This window comes from Bartonella grahamii subsp. shimonis (assembly GCF_036327415.1).
Lineage (GTDB): Bacteria > Pseudomonadota > Alphaproteobacteria > Rhizobiales > Rhizobiaceae > Bartonella > Bartonella shimonis.
Window position 1 is genome coordinate 30829 of the sequence record NZ_CP123961.1, and the last position, 15317, is coordinate 46145.

General features: G+C 40.5%; 16 protein-coding genes and 6 pseudogenes. 10 read left to right on the top strand and 12 right to left on the bottom strand.

Annotated elements, in window-relative coordinates:
- Positions 1 to 43: 43 nt before the first annotated feature.
- The 4 genes from QHG57_RS00160 to QHG57_RS00175 are packed head-to-tail and all read right to left on the bottom strand — an operon-like array spanning position 44 to position 1089.
- Positions 44 to 217, bottom strand: coding sequence for a hypothetical protein (locus tag QHG57_RS00160; protein ID WP_330169238.1), 174 nt, complete (start codon positions 215 to 217; stop codon positions 44 to 46).
- Complete coding sequence (locus tag QHG57_RS00165; protein ID WP_330169239.1) at positions 168 to 521, bottom strand: hypothetical protein; 354 nt, start codon at positions 519 to 521, stop codon at positions 168 to 170. Before QHG57_RS00165 ends, QHG57_RS00160 begins: the two co-directional genes overlap by 50 nt.
- Positions 494 to 736 (bottom strand): hypothetical protein, encoded by a 243-nt coding sequence (locus QHG57_RS00170; protein ID WP_330169240.1) that lies wholly within the window; start codon positions 734 to 736, stop codon positions 494 to 496. Before QHG57_RS00170 ends, QHG57_RS00165 begins: the two co-directional genes overlap by 28 nt.
- A complete protein-coding gene (locus QHG57_RS00175) occupies positions 664 to 1089 on the bottom strand; it encodes a hypothetical protein (RefSeq protein WP_330169241.1) in 426 nt (141 codons plus the stop codon). The genes QHG57_RS00170 and QHG57_RS00175 overlap by 73 nt, the downstream gene beginning before the upstream one ends.
- A 149-nt stretch (positions 1090 to 1238) precedes the next feature.
- Here QHG57_RS00175 and bgtA point away from each other — a divergent pair, with 149 nt between their 5' ends.
- From bgtA to QHG57_RS00195, 4 genes are read left to right on the top strand one after another with little or no spacing between them, the layout of a single operon-like run.
- Positions 1239 to 1901, top strand: a complete 663-nt coding sequence (bgtA, locus tag QHG57_RS00180; RefSeq protein ID WP_330168162.1) for a gene transfer agent endolysin BgtA — start codon at positions 1239 to 1241, stop codon at positions 1899 to 1901.
- The gene (locus tag QHG57_RS00185) at positions 1898 to 2134 is read left to right on the top strand and encodes a hypothetical protein (protein ID WP_330168163.1); all 237 of its coding nucleotides are present in this window, start codon (positions 1898 to 1900) and stop codon (positions 2132 to 2134) included. Before bgtA ends, QHG57_RS00185 begins: the two co-directional genes overlap by 4 nt.
- Positions 2058 to 2270 (top strand): hypothetical protein, encoded by a 213-nt coding sequence (locus tag QHG57_RS00190; RefSeq protein WP_273788509.1) that lies wholly within the window; start codon positions 2058 to 2060, stop codon positions 2268 to 2270. Before QHG57_RS00185 ends, QHG57_RS00190 begins: the two co-directional genes overlap by 77 nt.
- On the top strand, positions 2263 to 2475 hold the full coding sequence (locus QHG57_RS00195) for a hypothetical protein (RefSeq protein WP_330168164.1): 213 nt from the start codon (positions 2263 to 2265) through the stop codon (positions 2473 to 2475). Before QHG57_RS00190 ends, QHG57_RS00195 begins: the two co-directional genes overlap by 8 nt.
- A 1439-nt stretch (positions 2476 to 3914) precedes the next feature.
- On the opposite strand, the gene QHG57_RS00200 is transcribed toward QHG57_RS00195, so the two are convergent.
- Entirely contained in the window at positions 3915 to 4994 is a 1080-nt protein-coding gene (locus QHG57_RS00200; RefSeq protein WP_330169242.1) for a hypothetical protein, read from the bottom strand.
- A gap of 396 nt (positions 4995 to 5390) precedes the next feature.
- Positions 5391 to 5651 (bottom strand): transposase, encoded by a 261-nt coding sequence (locus QHG57_RS09705; RefSeq protein ID WP_419196330.1) that lies wholly within the window; start codon positions 5649 to 5651, stop codon positions 5391 to 5393.
- A 154-nt stretch (positions 5652 to 5805) separates the two neighbouring features.
- On the opposite strand from QHG57_RS09705, the gene QHG57_RS00205 reads away from it, so the two are divergent.
- The 5 genes and pseudogenes from QHG57_RS00205 to QHG57_RS00225 all read left to right on the top strand — a co-directional run bounded on the left by QHG57_RS00205 (position 5806) and on the right by QHG57_RS00225 (position 9276).
- Positions 5806 to 6036, top strand: a complete 231-nt coding sequence (locus QHG57_RS00205) for a DUF6471 domain-containing protein (RefSeq protein ID WP_330168167.1) — start codon at positions 5806 to 5808, stop codon at positions 6034 to 6036.
- A 210-nt stretch (positions 6037 to 6246) separates the two neighbouring features.
- A pseudogene (locus QHG57_RS00210) lies at positions 6247 to 7211 on the top strand (adenine-specific methyltransferase EcoRI family protein).
- A 258-nt stretch (positions 7212 to 7469) separates the two neighbouring features.
- Complete coding sequence (locus QHG57_RS00215) at positions 7470 to 7709, top strand: hypothetical protein (RefSeq protein ID WP_330168168.1); 240 nt, start codon at positions 7470 to 7472, stop codon at positions 7707 to 7709.
- Positions 7710 to 7778: 69 nt separating this feature from the next.
- Positions 7779 to 8105 carry a hypothetical protein gene (locus QHG57_RS00220; RefSeq protein WP_330169243.1) on the top strand — a complete coding sequence of 109 codons (327 nt, stop codon included), beginning with the start codon at positions 7779 to 7781 and terminating at the stop codon, positions 8103 to 8105.
- A 52-nt stretch (positions 8106 to 8157) separates the two neighbouring features.
- On the top strand, positions 8158 to 9276 hold the full coding sequence (locus QHG57_RS00225; RefSeq protein ID WP_330169244.1) for a GmrSD restriction endonuclease domain-containing protein: 1119 nt from the start codon (positions 8158 to 8160) through the stop codon (positions 9274 to 9276).
- 781 nt (positions 9277 to 10057) lie between these two features.
- On the opposite strand, the pseudogene QHG57_RS00230 reads toward QHG57_RS00225, so the two are convergent.
- The 6 genes and pseudogenes from QHG57_RS00230 to groES all read right to left on the bottom strand — a co-directional run.
- Positions 10058 to 10322, bottom strand: a pseudogene (locus tag QHG57_RS00230) (TCP-1/cpn60 chaperonin family protein); the annotation flags it as partial.
- Positions 10323 to 10374: 52 nt separating this feature from the next.
- Positions 10375 to 10639: pseudogene (locus QHG57_RS00235) on the bottom strand (TCP-1/cpn60 chaperonin family protein); the annotation flags it as partial.
- A gap of 55 nt (positions 10640 to 10694) precedes the next feature.
- Positions 10695 to 10957 (bottom strand): annotated as a pseudogene (locus QHG57_RS00240) (TCP-1/cpn60 chaperonin family protein); the annotation flags it as partial.
- 55 nt (positions 10958 to 11012) lie between these two features.
- Positions 11013 to 11277: pseudogene (locus tag QHG57_RS00245) on the bottom strand (TCP-1/cpn60 chaperonin family protein); the annotation flags it as partial.
- A 55-nt stretch (positions 11278 to 11332) separates the two neighbouring features.
- Positions 11333 to 12975, bottom strand: a pseudogene (groL, locus tag QHG57_RS00250) (chaperonin GroEL).
- Positions 12976 to 13033: 58 nt separating this feature from the next.
- A complete protein-coding gene (gene groES, locus QHG57_RS00255; protein ID WP_005774667.1) occupies positions 13034 to 13330 on the bottom strand; it encodes a co-chaperone GroES in 297 nt (98 codons plus the stop codon).
- A gap of 226 nt (positions 13331 to 13556) precedes the next feature.
- Here groES and fumC point away from each other — a divergent pair, with 226 nt between their 5' ends.
- A complete protein-coding gene (gene fumC / locus QHG57_RS00260) occupies positions 13557 to 14945 on the top strand; it encodes a class II fumarate hydratase (RefSeq protein ID WP_330168172.1) in 1389 nt (462 codons plus the stop codon).
- Positions 14946 to 15317 lie beyond the last annotated feature (372 nt).

Consider the following 15317-nt stretch of genomic DNA (forward strand, 5'->3'; position numbering starts at 1 on the left):
AACCACCCCCTGCCGCGCCAACAGTGCTTTCTGAGAGTTCCATTCACCCATACATATATGTTACCCCTCCAACCTCACCCATCATCATGCCACCGCTAACACAACCGTAATGCCACCATAATGCCATTGCGTACATCACCCGCACCAACATCACCCGGCAACCAACATCACCCCAACCACCCCCTGCCGCGCCAACAGTTCTTTCTGAGAATTTCATTCACCCATACATATATGTTACCCCTCCAACCTTCACCCATCATCATGCCACCGCTAACACAACCGTAATGCCACCATAATGCCATTGCGTACATCACCCCAACATCACCCCAACCACCCCCCCTGCTGCGCCAACAGTGCTTTCTGAGAATTTCATTCACCCATACATACATGTTACCATACATATATGTTACCCCTCCAACCTCACCCGTCATGCCACCGCTAACACAACCGTAATGCCACCATAATGCCATTGCGTACATCACCCGCGCCAACATCACCCCAACCACCCCCTGCCGCGCCAACAGTGCCTTCTGAGAGTTCCATTCACCCATACATATATGTTACCATACATATATGTTACCCCTCCAACCTCACCCGTCATGCCCCCGCTAACACAACCGTAATGCCGCCATAATGCCATTGCGTACATCACCCGCACCAACATCACCCGCACCAACAAGACCCCAACCCCCCCTGCCGCACCAACATCACCCGCACCAACATCACCCCAACACACCCCCTGCCGCGCCAACAGTGCTTTCTGAGAGTTCCATTCACCCATACATACATGTTACCATACATACATGTTACCCCTCCAACCTCACCCATCATGCCACCGCTAACACAACCGTAATGCCACCATAATGCCATTGCGTACATCACCCCAACATCACCCCAACCACCCCCCCTGCTGCGCCAACAGTGCTTTCTGAGAGTTCCATTCACCCATACATACATGTTACCATACATACATGTTACCCCTCCAACCTCACCCATCATGCCACCGCTAACACAACCGTAATGCCACCATAATGCCATTGCGTACATCACCCGCACCAACAAGACCCGCACCAACATCACCCCAACCAACCCTTACCCCATCCCCTAAGATGCCATAACTAACCTTTTGATTTCATCAAAGTCTCATGTCTCTTCTGTTTTTGAAGAGTGAAAAATTTCATTTTTAATATGTCGGCCAGCCTCACTTTAACGTGGGGCTTTATTTTATGGAGAAGCAAATGAGAAAAATATCATCAGCAGGCCTTGCGCTCATTAAACAATGGGAAGGATTGCGTTTACAAGCCTATAAAGATACCATCGGGGTATGGACAATCGGCTATGGGCATACCAGCACTGCTGGCAGACCCTTCGTTCACAAGGGCATGACCATTACTGAAAAACAAGCAGAAGAAATTCTTTCTCAAGATTTAAGACAATTTGAGAATACCGTTGAAAAAAATGTGACGGTTTCCTTAACGGATGAACAATTCGCCGCGTTAGTATCGTTTTGCTATAATATAGGAACATCGGCTTTTTGCAATTCGACCCTGCTCAAAAAGCTCAATAACGGAGAATATGAAGCCGTCCCTGCTGAATTACAAAAGTGGACTAAGGCAGGAGGAAAACGTCTTCACGGTTTAGCGCACCGTCGTGCAGCCGAAGCAGGATTATGGGCAAAAGGGGCTTATGTTTCTCCCAACTACCAAACCGTAGAAACGCAAGCACCAATGGGATTTTTCAAAGCAGAAGCGCTTACACCGATTATTGGTTCTTTCTCTGGACTTGGAGGCTTATTGGCAGGCAATGGTCCCATCCAATGGGCATTGGCAACTATTATGGTTTTAGCCGCCTGTGCTGGCATCTTCTTTGTGGCAAAACGGTTTCGGGAGCAACGCTTATGATGTGGTGGATGAAAAAAAATCTGATGATAACAGGAGCGGCTCTGACCGCTTTTTTTATCGCTTTAGCAAAAGTTTTCACTCTTGGAAAAAAGATTGAACAACAAAAGCAAATAGAAAAAACGCTTAAGTCATCAACAACACGGCTAGAGGTGGAAAATGAAATTAATCAAAAAAGTGATCCTGATGTACGCGCTGCTCTTACTCACTGGTTGCGCGATAAAAACAATCAATGAGCCTTTTTCTTGCGTTGGTTGGATGCCCATTTATTTAGACAAAAAAGATCTCAATATCATCAGCTCAAATCTCGCAAGAGATATTTTAAAGCATAACAAACAAGGGGAAGGTTTGTGTGGGTGGAAACATGGTTAGAAAAAAAACAGAAAAACAAATAGAGCTTACAGAAAAGGAAAAAGAAATTCTACAAGAAATCATCACGACTTATAAAAGTGTAAAAATAATGTCACGCTATACGAAATGGATTATATTCATCATTTTCTTATTAGCGCTTGATTTTTCACGTATCATGGATGCGTTGGGAAGTATTTTTACACAAAAATCAAATATTCAACTCTAAAATAAACAATAAAACGTGAGACGTGTTCAATCTTTTCTTAAATATAAAAAGCCTTCCGTTATTTTTTGAAAACACGGAGATTTTATTGATGATTTTTCACGTCTCATGGAAAATTTTTATACACTCTTCACACACGCCTTCATGAAATGAACTTAAGAGCATTAAGAGAGATTTCTAACAAACGCGTAAATCAACAACCTTGGTAACATAAGAAAATGATTATACCAACGCACACTTTTTAAATAACCCATTGATGCTCAAAAGATTTTATACTTTTCACAAATACCATCGGAAAGATACCATCGCGAAAAAATTGAAAATATTTAAAGATATTTTTTAATAAGCGTATAAGTAAACAACGCAAGGGTATTAACTTGCCTAAAGTCCCCTTTCTTTACGCTTAAAAAAGAGCAATCGGACACACCACCTCACACATCACCAATCTTCAATATTTATACCCCCTGTTTATAAAAAACCTATTTATAAAAAACTGACTATTTGAAAATATTCATGAGAAGCATTTTTATTTTCTTTAAGTATTTTACTCTAGCTCACTCCATTTGTGAGGTATAAGAAAAAGATTGAGTTTTTTCAACATAAGAGAGGATTGAAATAAAAAAATCCACCGCAATAAAAATCTCTTACTCAACATTCAAAACAATGAATGATTATTATAAATAAAAGCGTTACTCCACTAAAATCCATTAAAATGTGAAGCAACACATGATTATCGTTATTTGCAAGAATGCAAGGTTCTTGAAAACCGTAAAACCACCTCACATTGATTTATAATTATCATTAAGCATTATTCAACTTGAATTAAAACACTGCCTATCATAGGATTCTCTCATTTTCCAAACCTATTTCCTTTTGAAACCATAAAAACCACGCCACTTGCATATTACAGTGTAGTGTTCAAAACTCTATAAGCAAGGCATGCCTCACCGTCTCACGGACCAACAGCTTGTCATAACATTGAGAGCTGGAAAAGTGTATGATAACGTTAGCATATTCTTTTATTAAGCGTAAAGATAGTCGTGCCCTATGGTTATGCACTTCATGGGAACTTTACCCTTATCCAATTCATGAATCCATTACGAAATCGTCCATTGTAAAATCGGTGTGACGAGCGAGATGTCTCTTAAAAAACACGTCAATATGCAAAAATATATATTTGGAGACAAATGTATTTGTATATTTGCGGCTTTTCCACTTTACGTGAGGGATTTCACTCAATGCCACGAAGGTATATGCCATTTTAGCCTCTGCGAGTTGTAGATTGGCTAGGATTTCGTCTGTGGTGTAGCGATTAAGCATAACGATGATACAACGCTTATTGGGGTTCTCATTGACCTTTAAACGTCTATCAACCCTATCAAATCTTTTTATTTTCCTCACGCACACTTGAGTGGACGTAGCTACTACCGTCCATGTGGATTTCACCATTTAGCAGTAACTTGCCAGCGCGGTATAACTTGCCAGCGGATGTAACTTGCCAGCGGTATAACTTGCCAGAGCGGTATAACTTTCCAGAGCAGTGTAACTTGCCAGCGGATGTAACTTGCCAGTGGTATAGCTTGCCAGAGCAGTATAGCTTGCCAGCGGTGTAACTTGCCAGCGGTATAACTTGCCAGCGGTGTAGCTTGCCAGCGGTATAGCTTGCCAGAGCAGTGTAACTTTCCAGCACGGTGTAACTTGCCAGCGGTGTAGCTTGCCAGCAGTGTAGCTTGCCAGCGCGGTATAACTTGCCAGCGGTGTAGCTTGCCAGCAGTGTATAACTTTCCAGAGCGGATGTAGCTTGCCAGCACAGTATAACTTGCCAGCGCGGTGTAACTTGCCAGCAGTGTAACTTGCCAGCAGTGTATAACTTGCCAGCGGTATAACTTGCCAGAGCGGTATAACTTTCCAGAGCAGTGTAACTTGCCAGCGGATGTAACTTGCCAGCAGTGTAACTTGCCAACAGTGTAACTTTCCAGAGCGGATGTAGCTTGCCAGCGGTATAACTTGCCAGCGGTGTAGCTTGCCAGCGGTATAGCTTGCCAGAGCAGTGTAACTTTCCAGCACGGTGTAACTTGCCAGCGGTGTAGCTTGCCAGCAGTGTAGCTTGCCAGCGCGGTATAACTTGCCAGCGGTGTAGCTTGCCAGCAGTGTATAACTTTCCAGAGCGGATGTAGCTTGCCAGCACAGTATAACTTGCCAGCGCGGTGTAACTTGCCAGCGGTATAACTTGCCAGCGGTGTAACTTGCCAGCAGTGTAACTTGCCAGCGGATGTAACTTTCCAACAGTGTAGCTTGCCAGCGGTATAGCTTGCCAGCGGTATAGCTTGCCAGCAGTGTAACTTGCCAGCGCGGATGTAGCTTGCCAGCAGTGTAGCTTGCCAACAGTGTAACTTGCCAGCAGTGTAACTTGCCAGCAGTGTATAACTTGCCAGCGCGGTATAACTTGCCAGCGGTATAACTTGCCAGCGGTGTAACTTTCCAGCGGGTTTTGTATATTTTGACAGAAGGTTTTGTACCAATTTATTTTTTTCAAAGGATTTTCAAAGACCTTTCAAAGTCTTTTCTCATTTTTACTATGAAACCACTCTTTTTTCTGATTTTCGCTAATTTTCACAATTTTAGGTGTCAAAATCTATTTTGACAAAACGCGCATTTAATGCTAAAAATGAGTCATAAAAACAACAAGTTACTACGTATTCCCACCTCTTCCCACCTCTTCCCACCTCTTCCCACCTCTTCCCACCTCTTCCCACCTACTCCCACCTCTTCCCACTTAGTATAAAACCTAGTGTCAAGCTACAGCGGAAACACATCTTTTTGGGCTTGGAGTAATTCACGGATTTTATGAGCTAGGACAAAAGCAGTTTTGTACTGAACATCTAGGTGACGAGATAGCGGCAGGGCTGATATACCTTTCACCGCATTGACGTAAATGGCACAGGCAAAAAGAATCGTCCATAATGGCAATTATGGTGAGAAAAGAGAGTGCTTGATATTACACTAAAGTGATATTTGCAATGCTTACATTGCCATTGTTTACAACTGGCAATGTAATAGGCTTTATTTTGTACTTGGCATTTCGGGCAAACCACGATTTCTGCACTACCCCAACGCAATTCACACAGCATAGCATGGCACTTGTCATCACTTAACCAAGCAATGGCTAATGACAACATACTGCGAGCACAGGCTGTTCATAAAAAGTGTTTTATCATAATTTAAGACTGTTAATCATCGTTTGTCATGATTATACGCCTTATAACCAATTTTGACAATAGGTTTATAATCGTTTATAATGATTATATGTTTTAAATAGTGAGAAAGTACGATATGCAACACTCAAAGAGCGATGAATGGCGAAATAAAGCCAAAGGCATTGTTAAAGCGGAAATTGCCCTTAGAAACCTTAGCTATGCTGATGTGGCAGAAAAGTTAAAAGACTTAGGTATTGAGGAAACCCCACAGAACCTTAGCAATAAGATTTCTCGTGGAGCTTTTGGGGCGGACTTTATGTTGCAGGTTTTGACTGCGATTGGATGCAATGAAATTCGTTTGATTTAATAAGATTTTTTTATAAACGATAGTTTTGAATTGGTCTTAGTGAGAACGTTTTAATATGTTTAATAATGATGCACATCTTGAAAGTAAAAATAGTGGCTTGTCTAAAGCCAAAAGTACCAAAAAGGGTGAATTTTACACGCAATACAACGATATTGAAAAGGAAATGCACGCCTACACCTTGACTATGACGTTAACGTTTTTCGAGGTAAAATTGTCTTTTTACCATGTGACGCCCCCGATTGGAGTAACTTTACCAAGTATTTCGCTCAAAACTTTGAACGATTTGGCTTAAAAAACTCATTAGCACCAGTTACGCACATACCAGTAAAGATTTACAAGCTGATTATCAACCGTCTTTATTTGAAACTCAAAGCCCAAATTATGACAAAGATAAATCGGTAAAACAGGGTAAAATATTCATCCTTGATAAAGACAGTAACCATGACGGTAAAGTCGATATTAAGGATTTGCAATGGCATTACCTTAATGGCACAGGGGATTTTAAAACAGATGAAATCAAAGCCTTGCGAGATGAAGCGGATATGATTATCACCAATCCACCCTTTTCACTATTTCGTGAGTTTTTGGCATGGATAGTGGAAACGGCTAAACAATTTTCCATTATTGAAAATATAAACGCCATTACCTGTAAAGACATATTTTCACTCATTAAAAATAATGAAGCACGGTTAGGTGCGACCATTAATAGTGGTGATAGAGAGTTTAGAGTGCCTGAAAGCTACCCACTTGAAGCAGCAGGATTTAGAATTGATGATGAGGGGAATAAATATATTCGTGTAAAAGGCGTTCGGTGGTTTACAAATATCGACCATGGCAGACGACATCAACCCTTGCAACTGATGACAATGGCAGAAAATCTTAAATTTAATAAGAAAATTCAAGGAAAAAATGCTTATCAAAAATACGATTATTACAACGCCATTGAGGTACCCGTAACGATCGCCACACCAAGCGATTATAAAGGTGTTATGGGTGTGCCTATTAGCTTTTTAGACAAACACAACCCTGAACAATTTAAAATTATTGGTATGGATTTAGAAGTCAAAAATGAATCATTAAGTGATTTAGCTGTTGCTGATTGGAATGGTAAGTTAGACCGTGCTTACATTAATGGTAATCGGATGTACTCACGAATCCTCATACAAGCAGAATAATGAGAGTCCCTAATATGTATATTGAATATATAGATTATAATGATAGGCAAATGCTATTTGACAATAGTCACATGATCCGATGTGATTATTTCAACAATCTACCATTTAGAATACAGCGTATTGTGCTTACACCTGATAATCAAAACACGCAAAATATCATTGAGATTGCAAAAAAGCGTTTAAGCAATATAAATTTTAATTCAGCCAATTCGTCAGGTGATACGAGAAATTTAAGAGAAATTCAGTTAAAAGGCTTGTGTGGTTTTAATCATTGAGCAACTATGCTTTACTATGCTTAATCACTACAATACAAGTAAAAATGTTTCTATACAAATAGATAGTTCAAATAATTCTATCAATCAAGTTGATATAAAAATTATCAAAAGATGGAAAGACCAATCAGACATTGAACATCAAGCCGTAAAAACAGTAGAGATACGCTCCTCTTTTCCATTTAAGCCGATAGCAGAGGCTATAATAAAAGATTTTGATAATTAGGGACTTATACTAACCATGTCAAAACTATAGAAATGAATAAAGATTTCTATTTGCGTTTTCTTTTTAGTCTTGATTACAAATAACGGGCAGTACGTTAAAAATAATAAAGGCGGTATAGATTATAGTGCTACTACAGTTAAGTTTTTAAGTGAACAGTATTTCGATGATAATTTATTTTTGAAACGAGATTTGGTTGTCTATTTTGTCGGTGGAGCCACCAAAAACATGATGCTTGATGATACGATATCATATTATGGCTCTATGCAGTCAGATAATTTCAATAAGTCTAACACCGCAAAATATCGAAAATTAAAAATTAAAAATGCCCTTGATTGTATTTCTATAATTCAACTAATGTTAAACGTTGTCGCTGATGAAGCATCTAACGGAAAATAAGAATAATTTATGAAAACCACGCTTAAGACTTATAGCATTGCCGATATCTGTCATGGATTCACCTATAACGAATTTGAAGGCAAAGGCTTATTTGGCTTACTCAGGCAAACTTACCATTCAACCTGAATACCAACGCAATTATATCTATGCTGATGGTAAACGTGATGTTGCCGTTATTAAATCTATCCTAAAAGGCTACCCATTGGGTTTGTTGTATTTTAACCAAACAGGGGATGGTATCTATGAGGTTTTAGACGGACAGCAACGCATTACCAGTATCGGGCGATTTGTTACCAATAAATTTGCCATCATGGATAACAATAAGACCCCGCAATATTTCAACGCACTACCACCTGAACAGCAAGATTTGATTAATAAAACCAACCTTTTAGTATATGTATGTGACGGTGAGGAAATCGAAATTAAAAACTGGTTTAAAACCATCAACATTGCAGGCGTACCACTCAATGAACAAGAATTATTAAATGCTGTCTATTCAGGAAAATTTGTAACCCTAGCGAAAGCCGAATTTAGCAACAGCCAAAACGCCAATATTAACAAATGGGCGAGTTATGTGCGAGGATCAGCTTTACGCCAAGACTTTTTAGCCACCGCCCTTGAATGGGTCAGCCGTAACAATGTAGGCGACTACATGAGCCGTTACCGTCATAATGACAACATCAGCAAACTAAAAACCTATTTTAATACCGTAATTGACTGGGTATCAGGGATTTTTACTACTGTTGAGAAAGAAATGCAAGGGTTAGAATGGGGGCGATTATATGAAACCTACAAATCCAAGCCTTACAATCCGCAAACCATTAGTGAGCAAGTAAAAACCCTATATGCAGACCCTTATGTCAAAGACCGTAAAGGAATTTTTGAATATGTGCTAGGTGGTATGATGGATAAAAAATTACTTAATGTAAGAGTATTTGATGAAGCTACAAAAAAATCAACCTATGCCAAACAAACCACCAATTCCGAAGTGAATGGTATTTCAAATTGCCCGCTATGTGTAATCAGTAACAATGTCAATAAAAATAAAATTTGGAAACTTGCCAACATGGATGCAGACCATGTGACCGCGTGGAGTAAAGGGGGTGCAACCGACAAGGCTAATTGTGAAATGTTCTGTAAAACGCATAATAGAGCTAAGGGTAATAAATAACACACATCACTCATAAACATTGGTTTTGTGCAAATGCTACATCAAGTACTCCATAATGACGGGATTTTGCCCAAAAAAACACGCAAACAACAAAAGAAGGCATCATCTTCATTATTTAATAAGATATTACTATAAATACCTCTAAAAGCCATAAAGCAAAAAGATGATGGCAAGACGAGTGATTATATGTTTTCACATTCTTTCTCAATGAGACTGTCTTTCTATTATAGAGATTAACTCAAACAGAGATATGCTTGTCCCAGTATACAAAAGTCGTTTAACAAAGCAAACACTGAGTTTTGTTTTCATACAAAAGCTTAAGCACCAGCATCTTATTCATAAAAAAATAAACAAGACCAACATGCTCTATTCAACTTTCAATAGGCCCGAACTCTTGCGTTGGTTCGTCCCCCCTTCTAAAGCACAAACACTAAAGCACAAACACAGGATTTTTTTAAGGGTGCATGCGTAAACTTGAAATAAAAAATGGAACTGTATAAGAAAAAATGAATATAAATCAAAAAGTTGTATTTTCATCAATAAAATATTTTCAAAGACAATCACGATCCCCCTCCCCACAATAAAAACACCTCATAAATGCAAGAAAAAAGTCATGAATAAAGAGAGAGATCTACTCACAATGGCGATACATCAACCAATGAAAAATAAAAAATGCTATAAGATCACTGTCGTAAAAGAAATAACTGTACGAAACGTGAAAAAGCATTTAAAAAACGGGCACAAAAGGCCCGTTTCTTTATTACCTCTATGGAACAAGAGCTTAGAAATCCATTCCGCCCATTCCACCCATTCCGCCACCTGGCATTGGAGGCATTGGTGTATCTTTCTTTGGAAGTTCAGCAACCATTGCTTCTGTTGTAATCAAAAGGCTAGCAATCGAAGCCGCATTCTGGAGAGCAGAACGCACAACCTTTACAGGGTCAACAATTCTTGAAAGCAATCAAATCACCAAATTCACCCGTGGCGGTATTGTAACCATAAGTGTCAGCATTATTTTCCAACACCTTGCCCACAATAATCGCGGCTAAAAAAAAACGGGCACAAAAAGCCCGTTTCTTTATTCTATGGAACAAGAGCTTAGAAATCCATTCCGCCCATTCCACCCATTCCGCCACCTGGCATTGGAGGCATTGGTGTATCTTTCTTTGGAAGTTCAGCAACCATTGCTTCTGTTGTAATCAAAAGGCTAGCAATCGAAGCCGCATTCTGGAGAGCAGAACGCACAACCTTTACAGGGTCAACAATTCTTGAAAGCAATCAAATCACCAAATTCACCCGTGGCGGTATTGTAACCATAAGTGTCAGCATTATTTTCCAACACCTTGCCCACAATAATCGCAGCTAAAAAAAACGGGCACAAAAGGCCCGTTTCTTTATTACCTCTATGGAACAAGAGCTTAGAAATCCATTCCGCCCATTCCACCCATTCCGCCACCTGGCATTGGAGGCATTGGTGTATCTTTCTTTGAGTTCAGCAACCATTGCTTCTGTTGTAATCAAAAGGCTAGCAATCGAAGCCGCATTCTGGAGAGCAGAACGCACAACCTTTACAGGGTCAACAATTCTTGAAAGCAATCAAATCACCAAATTCACCCGTGGCGGTATTGTAACCATAAGTGTCAGCATTATTTTCCAACACCTTGCCCACAATAATCGCAGCTAAAAAAAACGGGCACAAAAGGCCCGTTTCTTTATTACCTCTATGGAACAAGAGCTTAGAAATCCATTCCGCCCATTCCACCCATTCCGCCACCTGGCATTGGAGGCATTGGTGTATCTTTCTTTGGAAGTTCAGCAACCATTGCTTCTGTTGTAATCAAAAGGCTAGCAATCGAAGCCGCATTCTGGAGAGCAGAACGCACAACCTTTACAGGGTCAACAATTCTTGAAAGCAATCAAATCACCAAATTCACCCGTGGCGGTATTGTAACCATAAGTGTCAGCATTATTTTCCAACACCTTGCCCACAATAATCGCAGCTAAAAAAAACGGGCACAAAAGGCCCGTTTCTTTATTACCTCTATGGAACAAGAGCTTAGAAATCCATTCCGCCCATTCCACCCATTCCGCCACCTGGCATTGGAGGCATTGGTGTATCTTTCTTTGAAGTTCAGCAACCATTGCTTCTGTTGTAATCAAAAGGCTAGCAATCGAAGCCGCATTCTGGAGAGCAGAACGCACAACCTTTACAGGGTCAACAATTCCCAAAGCAATCAAATCACCAAATTCACCCGTGGCGGTATTGTAACCATAAGTGTCAGCATTATTTTCCAACACCTTGCCCACAATAATAGCGGCTTCTTCACCGGCATTGGTTGCAATTTGACGTGCTGGCGCTTGGAGAGCACGGCGAACGATGTGAATACCAGCTTCTTGGTCAGGATTACTTCCCTTAACGGTCAACGCATTTGCTGCACGCAACAATGCGGTACCACCACCAGCAACAATACCTTCTTCAACAGCAGCACGTGTTGCATTCAAAGCATCATCAACACGGTCTTTCTTTTCTTTCACTTCAACTTCTGTTGCACCACCCACACGGATAACAGCAACACCACCAGCGAGTTTAGCAAGTCTTTCTTGCAATTTTTCACGATCATAGTCAGAGGTTGTTTCTTCAATCTGAGCTTTGATTTGATTGACGCGAGCAGTAATTTCAGCCTTTTGCCCAGCACCATCAATAATGGTGGTGTTTTCTTTAGAAATATTCACTTTCTTTGCACGGCCAAGCATATCTAAAGTAACATTTTCAAGTTTAATGCCCACATCTTCAGAAATAACCTGTCCGGATGTCAAGATTGCGATATCCTCTAACATTGCTTTACGGCGATCACCAAATCCAGGTGCTTTTACAGCAGCAATTTTCAAACCACCACGCAACTTGTTGACCACGAGCGTTGCCAAAGCTTCACCTTCCACATCTTCAGCGATAATGAGAAGTGGTTTTCCAGATTGCACAACAGCTTCAAGCACAGGAAGTAAGGATTGCAAATTAGACAGTTTCTTTTCATGAATGAGAATGTAAGGATCATCAAGATCAGCGACCATTTTCTCAGCATTTGTGACAAAATAAGGGGAAAGATACCCACGGTCAAATTGCATTCCTTCAACGACTTCTAATTCCGTTTCAGCGGTTTTAGCTTCTTCCACGGTAATGACGCCTTCATTGCCCACTTTTTCCATAGCATCAGCAATCATTTTACCGATTTCAGCAGCGCCATTAGCAGAAATTGTTCCTACTTGTGCAATTTCTGCTGAAGTTTGGATTTTTTTTGCTTTTTTGAAGAGATTTGCCACCACTTCATCCACAGCAGCATCAATCCCGCGTTTAAGATCCATTGGGTTCATACCCGCAGCAACAGCTTTAACACCTTCTTGCACAATAGCTTGTCCTAAAACAGTTGCTGTCGTTGTTCCATCACCAGCAATATCATTGGTTTTAGAAGCAACTTCGCGCAACATTTGTGCACCCATATTTTCGAACTTATCTTCGAGTTCGATTTCCTTTGCAACGGATACACCATCTTTTGTGATGCGAGGCGCACCAAATGATTTATCAATCACCACATTGCGACCTTTAGGGCCGAGTGTCACCTTAACAGCATTAGCAAGGATGTCGACACCGCGCAACAAACGCTCACGCGCTTCACGGCCAAATTTGACTTCTTTAGCAGCCATTTAATTTCTCCTTGGAGTTTTCTCAAAATAGTACACAATGAAAAATTGAGCGCTTCAATTAGCCCATAATTCCCATAATGTCAGATTCTTTCATAATGAGGAGGTCTTCCCCATTAATCTTGACTTCAGTTCCAGACCATTTTCCAAACAGAATACGGTCTCCTGTTTTTACCTCTAAAGGCACACGCTTGCCATTATCATCGAGAGCGCCATTGCCAACAGCAATCACTTCGCCTTCTTGAGGTTTTTCTTTTGCTGTATCAGGGATGATAATCCCACCTGCCGTTTTATTTTCAGATTCAACCCGACGGACAACGACACGATCGTGAAGTGGGCGGAATTGTATATTAGCCATGTTTTAAATCCTTAAAACTGAACATAATTGCATTAATCTTAAAAGTTCTTGCTAGCACTCTCAAACTATGAGTGCTAGCATGGGTTAGATATAAAATCGGCATCTCTCAATGTCAAGAATAGCCATAAAATAATTTTTCTAAATTAAGCTTCAAAGTCTTGCCTCTTATTGCACTTTCGCGCTATCTAACTTTTTTAAGAACCCGTAAACAAAAAAGGATCTTATCATGGTTGAAACACGTCAGGAAACGGATAGCTTTGGAACGATTTCGGTACGTCAAGATCGTTATTGGGGCGCACAAACTGAACGTTCTCTGCATAATTTTAATATTGGCAGTGAAAAGCAGCCTCTTACCATCATTTACGCCTTAAGCCTTGTAAAAAAAGCTGCTGCCCTTGTAAATATGGACAAAGGTAAGCTTTCACCAAAGATTGGAAAAGCGATTGTCACGGCTGCCGATGAAGTTCTCTCTGGCACATTCGATACGCATTTTCCCCTTTCTGTTTGGCAAACAGGCTCTGGCACTCAAAGCAATATGAATGTCAACGAAGTTATCGCCAACCACGCCAGCATGCTTTTAGGAGGAAAACTGGGAAGCAAAAAGCCTGTTCATCCCAATGACCATGTCAATATGAGCCAATCATCGAACGATTCCTTTCCCACAGCACTTCATATTGCCACCACGCTGCAAACACGCCAACATCTCTTTCCCATTCTTGAAGCACTCATCACCACTTTAAGAAAAAAAGAAGAAGAATTTGCCGATATCATTAAAATCGGCCGCACCCATACGCAAGATGCAACCCCCTTAACGCTTGCACAAGAATTTTCAGGCTATCGTGCCGCATTAGAAGCCAATCTTCAACGCATTGAAACGGCCCTTGCTGATGTTCAAATGCTTGCCCAAGGAGGAACAGCTGTCGGAACAGGACTGAATGCACCAAAAGGTTTTGACGTTGCCTTTGCTGAAACAATCAGCTCTCTAACGGGAATATCCTTTAAGACGGCTCACAATAAATTTGAAGCACTTGCCCATCATGGCGCCCTTGCGCATTTCCACGGGAGCTTGAATGCCCTCGCTGCTGATCTGTTTAAAATTGCCAATGACATTCGGTTTTTAGGCTCAGGACCACGTTCCGGTTTAGGCGAATTAAATTTGCCTGAAAATGAACCCGGCTCTTCTATTATGCCTGGCAAAGTCAACCCCACCCAATGTGAAGCCATGACAATGGTTGCAGCCCAAGTTTTTGGTAATCATACCAGCGTAACCTTTGCCGCAAGCCAAGGACATTTTGAACTCAACGTTTATAAACCTGTTATTGGCTATAACGTTTTACAATCGATTACCCTTCTTGGTGATTGCATGCGCTCTTTTGATATGCATTGCATTCAAGGATTACAGGCCAATCGCATTCATATTCACTCGCTCATGGAGCGCTCACTCATGTTAGTCACAGCTCTTGCACCAGAAATTGGCTATGAAAAAGCTGCTGAAATTGCCAAAGCAGCGCATAAAAATGATACAACTTTGCGCACCGAAGCATTAAAAGCAGGCGTTTCTGTAGAAGATTATGACCGATTAGTTGATCCCAAAAAGATGATTTCTCCCCAATAAAACCAATAAACAACCTAATAAAAAAAGATACAAGCGTCTTAAACCCAATCTTTCTGTCAAAAGATCGGGGCATAAATGCCCCGATGATGACAGATAACGATTACTCACAGTATTCATTTTAAGCTTTTGTCCATATTTATGCTTTTGTATAAAAGAGATAATATATTGATTTATAATGATAATATAGCGTTATTCATCTTGAATTAAGAATCCTGAATACCGTAAGATTTTCTCATTTTAAATCTGTCCCATGTTGAAGCAATCAAAATCACTTACTTGCACATCACAAGTGGGCTGAATGTGTGGATAGCAATTGTATAAGAAAGGACTAAAACGCCTCTAATGAACAGCCTCAAATGCCAAGGGCTATCG

Excerpts from the sequence above, each read along its gene's own strand:
- QHG57_RS00160 (WP_330169238.1), bottom strand. The coding sequence starts at position 217 with ATGAAATTCTCAGAAAGAACTGTTGGCGCGGCAGGGGGTGGTTGGGGT.
- bgtA (WP_330168162.1), top strand. The coding sequence starts at position 1,239 with ATGAGAAAAATATCATCAGCAGGCCTTGCGCTCATTAAACAATGGGAA.
- QHG57_RS00185 (WP_330168163.1), top strand. The coding sequence starts at position 1,898 with ATGATGTGGTGGATGAAAAAAAATCTGATGATAACAGGAGCGGCTCTG.
- QHG57_RS00190 (WP_273788509.1), top strand. The coding sequence starts at position 2,058 with ATGAAATTAATCAAAAAAGTGATCCTGATGTACGCGCTGCTCTTACTC.
- QHG57_RS00195 (WP_330168164.1), top strand. The coding sequence starts at position 2,263 with ATGGTTAGAAAAAAAACAGAAAAACAAATAGAGCTTACAGAAAAGGAA.
- QHG57_RS09705 (WP_419196330.1), bottom strand. The coding sequence starts at position 5,651 with ATGTTGTCATTAGCCATTGCTTGGTTAAGTGATGACAAGTGCCATGCT.
- QHG57_RS00205 (WP_330168167.1), top strand. The coding sequence starts at position 5,806 with ATGCAACACTCAAAGAGCGATGAATGGCGAAATAAAGCCAAAGGCATT.
- QHG57_RS00225 (WP_330169244.1), top strand. The coding sequence starts at position 8,158 with ATGGATTCACCTATAACGAATTTGAAGGCAAAGGCTTATTTGGCTTAC.
- groES (WP_005774667.1), bottom strand. The coding sequence starts at position 13,330 with ATGGCTAATATACAATTCCGCCCACTTCACGATCGTGTCGTTGTCCGT.
- fumC (WP_330168172.1), top strand. The coding sequence starts at position 13,557 with ATGGTTGAAACACGTCAGGAAACGGATAGCTTTGGAACGATTTCGGTA.